Origin of the sequence: Streptomyces atratus, from assembly GCF_900119365.1 — a bacterium.
Lineage (GTDB): Bacteria > Actinomycetota > Actinomycetes > Streptomycetales > Streptomycetaceae > Streptomyces > Streptomyces atratus_B.
The window spans coordinates 40,251-55,068 of record NZ_FPJO01000031.1 but is presented as its reverse complement, the minus strand read 5'-3'; the positions used below and the strand labels follow the sequence as shown (position 1 = coordinate 55,068).

10 protein-coding genes and 1 pseudogene are annotated in these 14,818 nt (G+C 71.8%); 3 read left to right on the top strand and 8 right to left on the bottom strand.

Annotated features, from left to right (window positions below; genetic code table 11):
- Nucleotides 1-126 precede the first annotated feature (126 nt).
- Nucleotides 127-1,176, bottom strand: coding sequence for a S66 family peptidase (locus BT364_RS33110; RefSeq protein ID WP_072488906.1), 1,050 nt, complete (start codon nucleotides 1,174-1,176; stop codon nucleotides 127-129).
- Between the two features lie 7 nt (nucleotides 1,177-1,183).
- Nucleotides 1,184-1,456: pseudogene (locus BT364_RS33105) on the bottom strand (enoyl-CoA hydratase-related protein); the annotation flags it as partial.
- A 108-nt stretch (nucleotides 1,457-1,564) separates the two neighbouring features.
- Here BT364_RS33105 and BT364_RS33100 point away from each other — a divergent pair.
- On the top strand, nucleotides 1,565-2,446 hold the full coding sequence (locus tag BT364_RS33100) for a DUF2510 domain-containing protein (RefSeq protein WP_072488925.1): 882 nt from the start codon (nucleotides 1,565-1,567) through the stop codon (nucleotides 2,444-2,446).
- Between the two features lie 120 nt (nucleotides 2,447-2,566).
- On the top strand, nucleotides 2,567-2,893 hold the full coding sequence (locus BT364_RS33095; protein ID WP_072488905.1) for a hypothetical protein: 327 nt from the start codon (nucleotides 2,567-2,569) through the stop codon (nucleotides 2,891-2,893).
- Nucleotides 2,894-2,912: 19 nt separating this feature from the next.
- Here the strand turns inward: BT364_RS33095 and BT364_RS33090 are convergent, their stop codons facing one another.
- Nucleotides 2,913-3,542, bottom strand: a complete 630-nt coding sequence (locus BT364_RS33090) for a class I SAM-dependent methyltransferase (protein WP_072488904.1) — start codon at nucleotides 3,540-3,542, stop codon at nucleotides 2,913-2,915.
- A gap of 531 nt (nucleotides 3,543-4,073) precedes the next feature.
- On the opposite strand from BT364_RS33090, the gene fusA reads away from it, so the two are divergent.
- Nucleotides 4,074-6,179, top strand: a complete 2,106-nt coding sequence (gene fusA, locus BT364_RS33085) for an elongation factor G (protein WP_072488903.1) — start codon at nucleotides 4,074-4,076, stop codon at nucleotides 6,177-6,179.
- A gap of 488 nt (nucleotides 6,180-6,667) precedes the next feature.
- Here fusA and BT364_RS33080 read toward each other — a convergent pair whose 3' ends face one another.
- From BT364_RS33080 to BT364_RS33060, 5 genes are all read right to left on the bottom strand, one after another.
- A complete protein-coding gene (locus BT364_RS33080) occupies nucleotides 6,668-7,735 on the bottom strand; it encodes a class I SAM-dependent methyltransferase (RefSeq protein WP_177328336.1) in 1,068 nt (355 codons plus the stop codon).
- Nucleotides 7,736-7,961: 226 nt separating this feature from the next.
- A complete protein-coding gene (locus BT364_RS33075) occupies nucleotides 7,962-9,158 on the bottom strand; it encodes a glycosyltransferase (RefSeq protein WP_072488902.1) in 1,197 nt (398 codons plus the stop codon).
- Nucleotides 9,155-9,982, bottom strand: coding sequence for an alpha/beta fold hydrolase (locus BT364_RS33070; protein ID WP_072488901.1), 828 nt, complete (start codon nucleotides 9,980-9,982; stop codon nucleotides 9,155-9,157). The genes BT364_RS33075 and BT364_RS33070 overlap by 4 nt, the downstream gene beginning before the upstream one ends.
- A gap of 3 nt (nucleotides 9,983-9,985) precedes the next feature.
- On the bottom strand, nucleotides 9,986-10,312 hold the full coding sequence (locus BT364_RS33065; RefSeq protein ID WP_072488900.1) for an acyl carrier protein: 327 nt from the start codon (nucleotides 10,310-10,312) through the stop codon (nucleotides 9,986-9,988).
- Entirely contained in the window at nucleotides 10,309-14,787 is a 4,479-nt protein-coding gene (locus BT364_RS33060; RefSeq protein WP_072488899.1) for a type I polyketide synthase, read from the bottom strand. Before BT364_RS33060 ends, BT364_RS33065 begins: the two co-directional genes overlap by 4 nt.
- Between the last annotated feature and the right edge of the window lie 31 nt (nucleotides 14,788-14,818).

Below are 14,818 nucleotides of genomic sequence, written 5' to 3'. Positions count from 1 at the left end.
CCGTCACCCCCTGCCTCGGCCGGAATCGTCCGGTTGCCGTCGCTTCTGCTGCCCGATCTTCAACTATGTCACACACCGCATATGGTCGGACCAAAGATCGGGCCACGCTCCGGCTCCGGCTCCGGCTCAGTAGGTGACGACGATGCGGCGGCCCACTCCGTCCACCTCGATCTGCCCGCCGAACGGAATGACCAGCTGGGGGTCGGTGTGACCGAGGTCCACGTCGAGGACGGCCATGGTCTCGGGGGCGTACTCGCTCAATGCCCTCAGAACCGACTGCCGTTGCTCCTCACGGAACCGCTCCCCCGCCTCGGCGTCGCGCGGTTGCTCGAACGACCAGTTCTTGGCCCGGCCCATGAGGAGGGCGGGGAACTGCGCGAGCAGACCGCGCTCCCCCATGTTCCGCAGAATCCGGTAGACCTCGTCGGCCGAGGGCATCTCCTCGCAGGTTTCGAGGAACAGCACCCGTCCCGCGTAGCTGTCCACCGGCCGGATCTCGCGATCGGCCATCAACATCCAGGACAGGATCTCCAGACTTCCGCCCCAGCTCGCACCCTTCACGGTCCGGCCGTCGGCGTTGTGCCAAATCCAGCCGCTGCAGGGCCGCATCTCGGGTTCGGAGTCGAAGGTACGGGGCTCCTCCCACCGGCCGTTCGCCCCGCCGGTCTCCTTGGGCGGGGTGAGTTCGAAGGCACCGCGGGTGAAGAGCGCGGCCCGCAGGGATTCGGCGGTCAGCGGGTGGATCGCACCGGGACGCCCCATCTCGACCATCACCGTGCCGCCGTGATAGCCGACGATGCCCAGGTTTTCGAGGACCACCAGCAGGTTGGTGTTGTCGCTGTACCCGAAGAAGGGCTTGGGGTTGGCGCGCAGCAGGTCGCGGTCCAGGTACGGCAGCACGGTGATCTGGTCGTCGCCGCCGATGCTGGAGACCACGGCCTTGATGTCCGGGTCGGCGAACGCGGCGTGGATGTCGGCGGCCCGTTCCTGCGGGGTGGAGCCCATCTTCCGCGTCGTCGGGTATTCCACGGGTTCGAGCCCGAATTCTTCGCGGAGCCTGCGCAGTCCCAGTTCATGGGGCAGGGGCAGGATGCCGGGGAGGCCGGAAGAGGGTGACAGCACGGCGACCCGGTCACCGGGCCGGGGCTTGGCGGGGTACTGATTGGTGGTCGACATCCGATGAGCGTAGAGCGGCTCGCGGGGCGGCGCCGTCGGCCAGGACCTTGTTGCCCCGCTCCGTACCGATGCCCTTCAGGTCTGCGCCCGCGCAGAAGGTACCGCCCTCGCCCCCCAGCACGGTGACGGACGCGTCCGGATCCTCGTCGAACTCCCGGAAGGCATCGGCCAGTTGGCTCGCGGTCGGCCCGTCCACGGCGTTGCGGACCCCGGGCCGGCTCAGGATCACCGTGAACACGGCGCCGTCGCGCTCGATCCGCACGGCTGATTGTTCGCTCATCGTTCGGCCTCCCACAGAGGATGACGCGGAGACGGCGGAGAACCCCGCCGGCACGTCTGATTCATGCGATTCTCACGCAACCGTTCTACGGTGGGGCGCGTGACCCAGATGAGCCCGCCCGGCTGGCACCCAGACCCCGGGTATACAGGAATCGGTCCCGTCCACGAGCGCTGGTGGGACGGCACCCGCTGGACCGACCAGCTCCGCGTGCCTCCCGCCGTGGTCCGGCGCCGCCGGATGCGCATCGGACTGGGCATCACCGCTGGTGTGGTGGTCCTCGCCGCCATCGGGGGCGGCCTCTTCCTGCTGTCGAACAACTCCGGAGACACCGACGGACGCGCGGCGCCGAATCCGTCCACCGCGCCGTCGGAGGCTCCCGGCCGGGGGCCGGGCGCGCCGGGCGGGGGCGGCGGCGGGAGCGGAGGCCCCGAGCGGCAGATGCCGCAGACCGAGGACGGCTACGCCACGGACCTGACCAGCGGAATCAGCCTGCCGGTGCCCGACGGCTGGAAGGGGAGCTCCGGAATCGCCGGTGCGGGGGTGACCACGGGTGAGTACCCCTGTCCCGGTGACACCTCCGAACAGTGCGTGCGAGGCGGGGTGTTCTCCATGCCCGCGAAGGGCCTGAAGCTCGACACCACGACCGCGAAGGCCACGGCGGTGAAGGACATCTCCGCCAATGCCACGGAATCGTACGGCGAGAAGATCTACGGCGGCATCACCTCGCATCAGGAGCTGAAGTCCGAGCCGGTCACCGTGGCCGGCGAGCAGGGATACGTGGTGCGCTGGAAGGTGGTGACGAAGAACGGTGACGACGGGTACGTCCAGTCGCTGGCCTTCCCGTCCCCCCGCTCCAAGGACATGCTGATCGTGGTCCGGTCCGGCTTCGACATCAGCTCCGAGGCGCCCGCGCTCTCGGTCATGGACGACATCACCAAGGGCATCAAGGCCGCCTCCGGAACGGGTTCCGACGCCGGCACCAACGCGTAGGGCCCGTCACCGGACGGGCACAGCGCCCGCCCTCGTACATCCGGGCGTGAGTACGAGGGCGGGTCGAGCTGAGTACGTCGTCCGATCCGGCGGCGGGCGGCCGCTGGTCGAATGACAGTCATGCTTTCTGACGCACCGCTCCGCCCCCGCATCCAGCAGGTCACCACGGCCGGCACGACCCTGGCGCTGTCCCTGGCCCCGCTGGTGATCGGCGTGCTGCTCGCCAAGACCATGGCGACGGACCCGATGACTCCGGTGAACGCGCTGGTCACGCGGGGCGGGCAGGCCGTACCCGTCTCGCCCGCGCAGTGGCGTGGGTGCGGCAGGCAGGCACTGCGCAACTGGAAGGGCCCACTGCGTGCGGGCGGACGCCCCGGCGCCCTCGTCCGGCACTGTCCCGGGGTCCGGCGCGCGCGTCGCCCGGAGCGACTTCCGGTCGAGCGCTGAAAGACCGCCGGCTCCGGTGTCAGGCCCGTCGGCAGTGCAGGAACAACTGGGGCTCGGCCACCGCCGCTTCGTACTCCGGGGTGAAGAGGGTGCTCTGCTCCCACACCACCGAGAAGCCGGCCTCGGTGACCAGCTCGGTGAAATCCTCCGGTCCGAAGCTCGTCGCCCGCACCTCGTGCCCCATGAAGACGACACCGAAGTCCTCGACGTCCAGCGGCACGGTGGACACGACCAGATGACCACCGGGAACCAGCAGCCGCGCAAGCTTCCGCAGAACCCGGGACTGGTCCTCGCGGGACATCTGAAGCAGTGAGAAGTACGCGCAGGCCGCGTCGAAAGTGCCATCGGCCAAGGGGAGTTCGCGGATGTCGGCGCATTCGAAGGCCGCGCCGGGCACCTGCCGGGCCGCCAGTTCGGCCATGACGGGCGAGACGTCGACCCCCAGCACATCGTGCCCGGCCCCGGTCAGGGTCAGCGCGGTCGGCCGCCCCGTACCGCTGCCGACGTCCAGGACCCGGCTGTGCGGTGCGAGATCGCCCAGCAGCCGTTGCAACGAGGCGTGATGGGCGGCGGAACCGCCGAATGCCCGCTCGTAGTCGGCGCCCAGTGCGTCGAACACCGTGGCGGCGAGGCCGTGGTCCTCGTCCATCGTTGCTGTTCCTTCCTTAGCCCCTGCGGTCCCCGGAATCGTTTCATCATTCGCCACCGCCTTCAACGCCCTTCCCCCGCAAGGAACATGGGGACCAAGAGTCCCTTGGGCAAATGAGGAAACAGAGGTGCGGCGCGCCCCGCTCCCCCGTCGGCGGCGGCCTCGAAAACCGGTTCCCCGTCCGCACCCGGGTTCACTACACTCGCCACGAATCACGCGCCGCAGCAGTTCCGCGGCGCGCACCGTGACGAGTGAGGGGAGACCGGCCGTGCGCTACCGCAGCACTGTCGTCGTTCCCCCGTGGCGGTACGAGGTGATCCTGGTGTCCAGGTGCGCCCGGTGCAGGCTGCGCGGCCCGTACCGGTCCCCCGCGACGAACAACTGACCCCGCACCGCCCGGCGTCGATACGACCGGGCGGCAGCCCACCGGTGTGACGCACCGCTTCAGGGGTCTTCGCCGGCCTGATCACAGGCCGGTCCGTCCGGGAATCGCGCCGTCCCGTTCCGGATCATTCCGAAAGGCCATAGGCCGTGCGTACCGAACTCCACCGTCAACCCACCAGTCCGCTGACCGCCGTTCGCAATCTGGGCATCCTCGCCCATGTCGACGCGGGCAAGACCACCGTCACCGAGCGGATCCTCTACCTCACCGGCGCCGTCCACAAGCGGGGCGAAGTCCATGACGGGACGACCGTCACCGACTACGACTCCCAGGAACGCGACCGCGGCATCACCATCTTCGCCGCCGCGGTGAGTTGTACCTGGGACGGTCACCGGATCAACCTGATCGACACCCCGGGCCATGTCGACTTCTCCGACGAGGTGGAGCGCTCGCTGCGGGTGCTGGACGGTGCGATCGCGGTGTTCGACGCCGTCGCGGGGGTCGAACCGCAGAGCGAGTCGGTGTGGCGGCAGGCCGACCGGCACGGGGTGCCGCGCATCGCCTTCGTCAACAAGCTGGACCGTGCCGGGGCCGATCTCGACGCCGCGGTCGCCTCGATCAGGGACCGGCTGCACACCGTCCCGCTGGCGGTCCAGCTGCCGATCGGGAGCGAGGACGGCTTCACCGGGGTGGTGGATCTGCTGCGCATGCGGGCGTTGGTCTGGGCCGACGGCCGCGACACCTACGAGGAGGGGCAGGTGCCCGACGGGCTGCGCGAAGAGGCGCGGCGCCGCAGGCGGCTGCTCGAAGAGACGGTGGCGGAACTCCACCCGGCCGCGCTGGAGGAGTTCTGCGCGGAGTCCTCGGTCTCCGAGCGGACTCTGACGGCCGCGCTCCGCGACCTGACCCGTACCGGTGAGGCCGTCGTGGTGCTGTGCGGCTCGGCCTACCGCAACCGGGGGATCGAGCCGCTGCTGGAGGCCGCCGTGGCCTTCCTGCCCTCGCCGCTGGACGTGCCGCCGGTACGCGGCACGCTGGACGGCGCGGTGCAGGAGCGGGCCGCCGATCCGGCGGCGCCGCTCGCCGCGCTGGTGTTCAAGGTGAACTCGACGGACACGGGACGGCTGGCCTTTCTGCGGGTGTACTCGGGAACGATCAGGAAGGGGGACACAGTGCTGGACGCGGGGACGCGGCGCCACGAGCGCATCGGGCGGATCCTGCGGGTGCAGGCCGGCCGGCACTCGGACGTGGACACGGCGGTGGCCGGGGACATCGTCGCGGTGATCGGGCTGAAGGCGGCCCGCACCGGGGCCACGCTGTGCGCTCCGGCGGCGCCCCTGGTCCTCGAACCACCCACCTCGGCCGATCCGGTCGTCTCCGTGGCGGTGGAGGCCCGCCGGAGCACCGACACCGAACGGCTGGTGACGGCGCTGGCGCGGCTGGTCGAGGAGGACCCCTCGCTGAGGGTCCGTACCGACCCCGAGACCGGGCAGACGGTGCTTTCGGGAATGGGGGAACTGCATCTGGAGGTCGCGGTGGAGAGGATCCGGCGCGCTCACGAGCTGGAGATCGGTGTCGGCAGGCCGCAGGTGGCGTACCGGGAGACGGTCGCCCGCGGGGTGTCCGGGCTGGTGTACCGGCATGTGAAGCAGGACGGGGGCGCAGGCCAGTTCGCCCATGTCGTCCTCGACGCGGAGCCGTTGGAGGCCGGCGACGACCTGGGCGCCAACAACGGCGGCGATGCCGGTTTCGTGTTCCGGTCGACCGTCGTCGGCGGGCGGGTGCCGCAGGAGTACGTCCGTGCGGTGGAGGCCGGGTGCCGGGACGCGCTGGCCGAGGGCCCCCTCGGCGGACACCCGGTGACCGGGCTGCGGGTCACGCTGACCGACGGAGCCACCCACTCCAAGGACTCCTCGGAGATGGCGTTCCGCACGGCGGGCCGGTTCGCGCTCCGTGAGGCCTTGCGCGCGAGCGCGATGGTGCTGCTGGAGCCGGTGGCGGAGGTCACCGTCACCGTGCCCGACGACGCCGTGGGCGGAGTCCTCGGCGATCTGGCGGCGCGGCGCGGCCGGGTCTCGGGCTCCACCACCCGGGCGGGCACGGCGGTGATCACGGCGACCGTGCCGCTGGCGGAGCTGTTCGGCTACGCGACCCGGTTGCGCAGCCGGACCCAGGGCCGGGGAACGTTCACCTCCCGCCCCACCGGCTACGCCCCGGCACCGAAGCCGGTCTCCCCGGGGACCCCGGCCCGGTAGCGACCGTGTCGGTCCCGCCCGTCCGCGGGCGGGGCCGGCGCGGCCGGGCCGTCGCCGCGGCCTCCCGTACCCGCGCGCCGGGCTACGGATGCGCCGGGATCACGCAGTCGTCCTCCCGCGCGGGAGCGTGCCTGGTCAAGACCGACACCGGATCCGACGCCCGCGAACTGCGTGTGGTCAGGGCCGGGGATGCCGCCGAGGTGCCCGATGAGCCATCGCTCGAACGAGCAGATCTGTTTGTCGATGGCCGGCGGGCGAGGAACAGGACAGCTCCGCCGCGACCGACCATGCCGCTGCCATCGGCCCCGACCCACCGGCCGCGGTCCTGCATGATCGTGCGACGCACCGGAAAAGCACCCTTTCCCCTGCACCGCACATGACCGCGACGCTCACGTCCTCGCAGGTCGCGGGCCCCATCTTCTATAGGGCCGTCAGTTCGGGGAACTGTGCCGAGCAGCCGGGGTCGAGACGACACCTCGCCCCGCCCGTCAGTTGCGCCGGGCCACGATCCGATACGCGTTCGACACCCGAAGCCGGTACGACAGCGGCCGCACCGCGAACCGGTCGAGCAGGGTGCCCACCACCAGCGCCGGAATGCCGGCGACCAGCATCGCCCCGCGCAGCGTGCGGCGCAGCCGACTCGGTGGCTCGGGCAGCCACGGCACATCGTCGCGCGGTGCCACATGGTTCAGCGCCAGCCATACGGCGGCCAGCAGATCGACCGGGTCGTGCGGCTCGGCATGCTGCTCGGCGACCACTGTGAAGCCCATCTCCGTGAGCCGCTCCCGCAGATTGGCCACCGGGACGAAGTGCAGGTGCTGCGGCTGGAGCCAGGGCAGCCACCAACGGCCCAGCAGCCTCGCACAGCGGCTCTCAGGGTCCGGCACCTCGATGAGGAGATGCCCGCCGGGCCGTACCGTCTCCCATGCGGCGCGCAGTTCACGATCGGGCTCAGTACTGTGCTCCAGGTAGTGAAACATGCTCACCACGTCGTAGTGGTTGCCCAGTTCGGGTGCGAGGTCGGGAAAACTGCCTCGGTGGCCACGGTCCACCCGGCCCTCCCGCTCAGCCAGTTCGACGCCGTCGGTGAAGTCAAGTCCGTCGAATACGGTGTGGGGCAGCACCGCCCGCGCAGCCGCGCAGAAGTGACCGTGCCCGGTCCCGACGTCCAGCCATCTCTTCGGCGCGGAGTCGTACGGCAGCATCGACTCAGCCCGCCCCCGGTACATCTTGGTACGGCCCCCGAAGGTGTCACCGAGTTTCTTCTCGCCGAGCCCGTCGTAGAAGTCCCGGTAGTAGAAATCCAGTCCCTGCGCGTTCAGTCGAGGGTTCTGAAAGGTGTGACCACAGCCCTCGCAGCGGTCGAGAACGAAACGGCCCGGCTTGTGCTGGAGCAGGTCGGTGGTGCGCAGCCGGGTGGTCAGCTCCTGCGAACCGCACCATGGGCAGTTGGTGCGGCGCGGCTCGAAGAAGCTCTCCCAGCCGGCGGCGATGTCCGCCTGATAGGCGGGCCGCAGCCGGGCGATCCGGACAGCGGACTCGGTATCTTCGCTCATCTGAACTCCCTGGCTGTTCCCGTACGTCGTGGCGTTGCATCGGCTGATTCGCAGTGCGCGAGAGTGTCTGTCGAAGTCGTGGCCGCTCGGGTGGGATATGGCGGAGCCTTCCCGGGCCGCGATATTGCTCACCTGACGCACAGCGAGATCATCGACCCGTTGAAGGCCAACCGGCTGGGCTGTGGAGTGCGGTCGCCGGGGTGTCCGGCTTCGCCGTCACAGATGATCACGAGCATCCTCCCTTCATGCCCGCAGGCTTCCGGAAGGACTCGTCCAGTTCGCCGAGCCGGAGCGCGGCGGCATGGGCCCCACCCGCGGAACGGAACGCCGTACGGATCCGGTGGGCCCCGACGCGGTATCCGGTGTCGTCCAGGACGGAGTCGACCGCCGAGACCAGCTTCTGGACCGTGACCCGCCCGAACCGCACCCGCACCCCTGCCCCGGCGTCCACGACCTGTCCGGCCACCACCGGCTGGTCATCGCGGATGGGAGCCACCACAAGTGGAACCCCGTGCCACAGCGCCTCGCACACACTGTTGTGGCCGGCATGGCAGACGACTGCGCCAACACCTCTTTCCAGAAGGGAGAGTTGTGGCACGGACGGCACGATCAGCACATCCTTGTCGCCGTCCCGCGCCGAGAGCACGCCACCGGGATCGACGATCACCGCCTGCACCCGGTCGGCCCGCTCCCGCAGCGCGCTCCGGCACACGTCGAGGAACCGGCCGCCGACATCGGCGTTCGCCGTGCCCAATGTGACCAGGACGGTGCTGCGGCCGGCGTCGAGCCATTCCCACGGGAAGGCGGCGGTGGACGGACGCGCCGTGATCGACGGACCGACCCAGCAGACCCCGTCGTGCGCCGAACCCGCCAACTCAGGTGTGCTGAAGGCGAGGACGAGATGCGGTGAGAAGCGGGGGTCGGCCGTGCCCGCCGGATCCCCGACGGCCTCCCGGAGCGCGCCCAGCCGCCGCTGCAACCACTGGCCGACCCTGGGAAGCCCGGCGAGGGGGTCGGTGAACTCGGCCGACGTGGTCGCCGAGGTCGCCCACGGCAGGCCCAGCCGCTCCGCGATCAGCGCGCCCGCGAATGCCTGCTGGTCGGCGACGACGACGTCCGGCCGGAACGCCTCGACAGCGGCCCGGACACCCGGGGCCATCGCCTCGGCCAGCGGCAGCAGATACCGCTCCCACAGGAACTTCAGCGCCTCCGGACCGCGCAGCTCCGCCGGCCGCTCACCCCGGGGCGCCCCGGCGCACGCCATCACGGGCCCGGCCCCGGGGCCCGCGAGTCGGCCGACCAGCGCCGGATCGGGACACACCCACGCCACCGCATGCCCTGACGCGACGAGTTCGGCGGCGACACCGACGGTCGGGTTGATGTGCCCGACCAGGGGCGGGACGACGAAGAGGAAGCGGCTCACCCGGCCACCTCCGCCGCCACCCGCCCGGTGGTGCGGCCGGCCTCCTCGACGAGCGCCAGGATGTGCCCGCCGACCGTCCCGGAGGCCTCCACCAGGACCGAGTGCTCGTGTCCCGGGATCACCACGGTCCGGCAGTCCGGAAGCGCTGACGCCAGCCAGGGCGCGAGCTCGGCGAGATCGGAGGCGCCGCCGTACAGGCCGAGCACCGGACAGCGCACTGCCGCGATCTGGCCGGCCGTCAGGACACTACTCGCCGGGATGTCCCGGCCGAGGGTGGTGTCACGGGCCAGCCGGGCCGCACCCTTGGCCAGGCGCGCGGTGTTGTGCCCGCGGTGGGTGCTGATCCAGGCGATCGCGTCGGGCTCGTTGTGGGCGAGCTGGGTCACGACGCGGTCCAGGATGCCCCCCAACTTCTCCGCCCAGGCTGCGGTGGCCGGTTCGGACTCGATGAGACTGACGCTCGCCGCCCGCTCGGGGCGCCGGGCCGCGAAGCCGAACGCGATCGTGCCACCGAAGGAGTTGCCGACCAGATGCACCGGACCGGTCACCGCCAGCCGGTCGAGCAGCGCCTCCAGGTCGTCGATGTTGTGCTCGACCGTGTAGCCCTCGGCAGGGCGTTCACTGCGCCCGTGGCCGCGCAGGTCGTACATGACGACATCGAGACCGGCGGCCGCGAACGCGGGCGCGACGGTGAAGTAGTAGCTGGCCAGGCTGTCGGTGAGCAGACCGTGCACCAGCACCACGGTGGCGGTGGCCGGCCGACCCTCCCGGGGACCGATCCGCTGTACGTGCAACCGGACGGCGCCGGTGTCGACCATCACCATGGCTCAGCTCGCCTCCCCGGCCTTCAGACTGGTCACGACGTACTCGACCAGCCGTCCGACGGTCAGCTCGATGATCTCGTCGAACTCCATAGCGGCCAGGAACTCCGCGAAGTTGACCCGGTCCCCGTACCGCTCCTGGAGCAGCCCGGCCAGGGTGACGAGGTCGATGCTCTCCAGCTCCAGGTCACGGTTGAAGGTCGTCCTCATGCCGATCTCGACGTCGTCGAGGCCGTACTCGTCCTCCAGGAGCCGCGCCAGCATGCCGGTGAGGTCGGCGAGGACGGACTCCTCGTCGGCGGTGACGGGGATACGGGGGGTGGGAGCTGTCATCGGGCGTCGTACTCCTTAGCGGTCAGGTTTCCGGTCGTCCATGCCACTGCGTACGCGCGCTCCGGCAGCCGGGGCGGGTTGGTGGCCGGCACGCAGTGCACGGTGTGGGCGCGTTCCAGGCGGCCCGCGACGGTCAGCCGGTCGCCGGCCGGTGTCGCGTCGAGCACGGTGAAGTCCCGCGGCCGGCCGCCGAATCCGGTGCCCTCCGCCTTCGCGACGGACTCCTTGGCCGCCCAGAAACGGGTGAACCACAGGGCCTCGCTCTCGCCGGTGTCGGCCGACAGGCGGTGCAGCAGCCGGAGCTCGTCCCCGTCCAGGACGGCGGCGAGGGCCTGCGGGGTGCGATCGGTGACCTCCTCGATGTCGATGCCGGGGCCGGGGCCGGTCCGGTGCGGTCGGACGATCGCGACGGCCGCCTCCGCGCAGTGGGCCAGCGAGACGTCCAGCGGGGGCAGGGCCCGTCCGTGCACGCCGGTGACGTACGGACGGCCCGTCTCGTCGTTGTGCACCCGCAGTTCCGCCGGGAAGACGGGGCCCTCGCCGTGGTCCCACAGCCACTGCCGCACCGCGTCCTTGACCGCGATGCGCCCCAGCAGCCACTGCCGGCGCCCGCGTGGCGCGTGCCGCGCGTACTCCGCGCGCTCCGCGCCGCCCAGGGAGTTACGCATGATCAGCTCCCGGGACGCCAGGTCCGGCCACCTCTCGTGCAGCAGCCGCCAGCCGCCGGGTCGCGGCTCGGACAGGGTGTTGCGATCCGGGAAGCGCTCGACGGGCCGGGTCTGCGGGTCGTTGTCGAAGCGGCGGTCCTGCCAGCCGTACAGCTCAGCCCACACGGTGCCTCCGGCCCTCAGCTGTACGTCGGCCTCCAGAAAGGCGTCGGTGAGCGAGGTGACGCGCACCAGACATTCCACCTCCGTGCCCGGCGCCGGATGCGGCCCGTAGAACCGCATCTCCCGCATCCCGACCGGGAACACGACGGTGCGCTCGGAACGGGTCGCCATGATCCAGTAGCCGAGGATCTGGCCGACGTTGTCCAGCAGCGCGCCGGGCGCGGAAGGGGTGGTGAGACGTCCGCGCACATGGCGGTCGCCGATCGCGGTGAGTTCGCTGACGCCCTGGAACGCCGGGCCGTGGAACATCCAGCGCTCGGCGTAGAGCTGGGCAGCGGTGTGGTCGGGTGCGTGCTCGGTTCCGGGATCGGTGGCCCATGGAGCGGGGGGCGGGGCGGGGTACGCGGCGGCGAGCTCCACGGTGGCGCGGGCCCGCGGGCCGAAGGAGACGGCGAGAAGGCCCGCGCCCTTCGGCGTCACGGTCACGGGCACGTCGACGGCCGGGGTTGCGGTGAGCCACTCGTCGAACCGCGCGCCGTGCACGGCGACCGGCAGCCCGCCGGGGACCGTCTTCCGCGCGGCGTCCACGATGTGCTGCACGATCGTCGTGGCCGGGACGACCGGCCACCGGTCGGCGACTTCGGGCCAGCCTGGCCGCTGGGGGAAGAAGCAGTGGTCCAGGAGGTAGGGCATGGTGTCGGTCGAGACGTGGACGGTCGTGTGCCGCGACCCGGCGGACGGGGCCGGCGCAGACCTCCCCGTCCTCGCGGACATGAGGGCGGCTGCCGTGTCCGCGGTCTCGCTCAGCAGGGCGCTCAGTTCGGCGGCCACCGGGGAGCTCTCGACGAGGGAGTCCAGGGGCGACGAGCCGGCCGGGACCGGCGCACGCGCGGGCGCCCGCAGCTCGGCCCGCAGCGCGGGGAGCCGCTGGGGCGAGAGGGACACCAGAGCACCGCTCAAGTCCAGTCGCACCGGTGGCCGTCGATACGTGGTCGCCGCCTCGACGGGTTGTAAGGAGGGCGCCACCGTCGAACCCGCCGTCCACAGCGCGGTGGCCACCCGGCGCAACTGGGCGAGGCCGGTGCGGTGGGGCGAGTTGGCGGCGACCACCAGGTGGTCGCCACCGCCCAGGGTGTCGCTCACGAGGGAGCCGAGCTGACCGGGTCCGACCTGGACGAACACCCGGTGACCGGCCGCGTTCAGGGCCTCGGTCAGCTGCCGGAACCGCACGGGTTCCAGCAGATGCCGGACGAAAAGAGCCCGGATCCCCGTCTCGTCCTCGGGGAACGGCGCGGCGGTCGTGCCCGACCAGAGCGGGGTGTGCGGCGGATGCAGCCGGAACCGACGGGCGGCCTCCTCGATCGGTCCGAGATGGGGGCGCAGCATCGGCGTGTGGAAGCCCGAGCGGAACGGCAGAACCTGGCTGAGGACGCCCTGGGCGCGCCGCGCCCGTACGAAGTCCTCCACCGCCGCCTGCGGACCGCACACCATCGACTGACCCGGTGCGTTGTCGTGTGAGAGGACCAGGCCCGCCCGGCTCCCGCCCTCGTCGCGCAGGGCGGCCAGGACGTACTCGGCGGAGGCGCCGATCGCGCCGAAGGCGAGACCGGGGACCGTCACCGAGGCGGGGTCGAAGGCGGCCATGAAAGCGTCGACCTCGTCCCCGGAATACAGCCCGGCCGCCGCCATGGCCGTCCACTCACCGACGCTGTGTCCGGCGACCGCGTCCGGCACGATCCCGCTGCGGCGCAGCGCCGCGTCGAGGAGGCGGCCGACGGCGACCACGCCGAAACCGTGCCGGCCCACGTCGCCGGTCCGGTTTCCGTCGACTGCGGGGGCACGCAGACCGAAATGGGCGGCTACGTCGTCGACCTGCGGGGTGAACTCGCCCTCCAGACCCGGGAACAGGAATGCCAGTCCGCCGTGGCCGGCGCCCAGGAGGGGGCTCGGCCGGAACCAGACGTCACTGCGTCCGTGCCAGCCTCGCTGCCGGGCGACCGCGCGGCGGGCCAGAGCGAGCCGTTTGGCGGTCGGGTCGACGATGCCGAGACGGGCGGGGCCCGCCTCCGGGTGCGGGTGGCCGGGGGCGAGGCCGGCGGCCCGTACGGTGTCGTCGTCGGCGTCCAGCAGGGCGGCGAGGCGTGCCGGGGAGTCGGCCGCGAGCAGCAGGATGTGCTCGGGCTCGGCGACATCGAGGACCGGGCGGGCCGGCGCGCTCGCGCGGGGCCTGCGCACGCCCGGGGCCTCCTCCAGCACCACATGCGCGTTGATCCCGCCGAAGCCGAACGCGTTGACCGCGGCCCGGCGAACGGGTCTGTGCGCGGTGGTCTCCCAGTCGGCGGCCTTCTCCAGGGTGCGGAACCGGGTGCGGGCCAGGGCGGGGTGCGGGTCGTCGCAGTGCAATGTCGGAAGGAGTGTGCGGTGGTGGACGGCGAGCGCGGCCTTGACCAGACCGGCGACCCCGGCGGCCGGCATGGCATGCCCGATCATCGACTTGACCGATCCCAGAACCGCGTCACCGTCTCCAGGGCCGAACACCTCGGCGAGTGTGGCGAGTTCGGCGCTGTCACCGGCCGGGGTCGCGGTGCCGTGCGCCTCCAGCAGGCCGACCGAACCCGGCTCGGCGGGATCCAGCCCGGCCGCCCGCCACGCATGCCGTACCGCCTGCGCCTGACCACCGGGCTCGGGGTTCATGAGACCGGCAACCCGTCCGTCGCTCGCCACGCCGGTACCCCGGACCACGGCGTAGATCCGGTCTCCGGCACGCTCGGCGTCGGCCAGCCGCTTGAGGACGACGACACCCGTCCCTTCACCGATCAGGATGCCGTCGGCGTCCCGGTGGAAGGGCCGGATGCGCTGGCTGGGGGAGAGTGCGCGCAGCTGGGAGAAGACGCTCCACAGCGTGATGTCGTGGCAGTGGTGGACGCCGCCGGCGAGCATCACGTCGCACCGCCCGGAGGCGAGTTCGCCCACGGCCTGGTCCACGGCGACCAGCGAGGAGGCGCAGGCGGCGTCCACCGTGTACGCGGGCCCGCGCAGATCGAGCCGGTTGGCGACCCGGGAGGCGGCGAGATTGGGCACCAGGCCGATCGCGGACTCGGGGCTGTCCGGACCGAGGCGCTCGGTGAACGCCTGGCGCACCCTTCCGAGTTGGTCTCCCGTCAGGTCCGGGAGCAACTCCCCCAATGTGCGGACCAGTTGACCGGCCGTACGGACTCGCTGATCGAGCCGGACCAGACCGGGCGTGAGATAGCCGCCCCTGCCCAGAACGACGCCGACCCGGCCCCGGTCGGGAAGGCGATCCGTGCCGCCCGCGTCGTCCAGGGCGGCCGAAGCCACGTGCAGGGCGATGAGCTGGTCGGGCTCGGTACCGGCCACCGAGTTCGGCATGATCCCGAACCGGGTGACCTCCACCTGCGCGAGCCCGTCCACGAACCCGCCGCGGCGGGCGTAGACCTGGTTCGCGACGGCCGGGTCGGAGGCGGTGCCCGGGTGGTAGTACTCGGCGTCCCAACGCCCGTCCGGTACCGCGCCGATCGCGTCCACGCCGTCGCGCAGGTTGCGCCAGTAGGCATCCAGGTCCGCAGCGCCCGGCAGCAGCACCGCCATCCCGACGATGGCCACCGGCACTTGTCGTGCGGCCATGACCTGGGTGCTGAGAGCGTGTCGGGGCGGC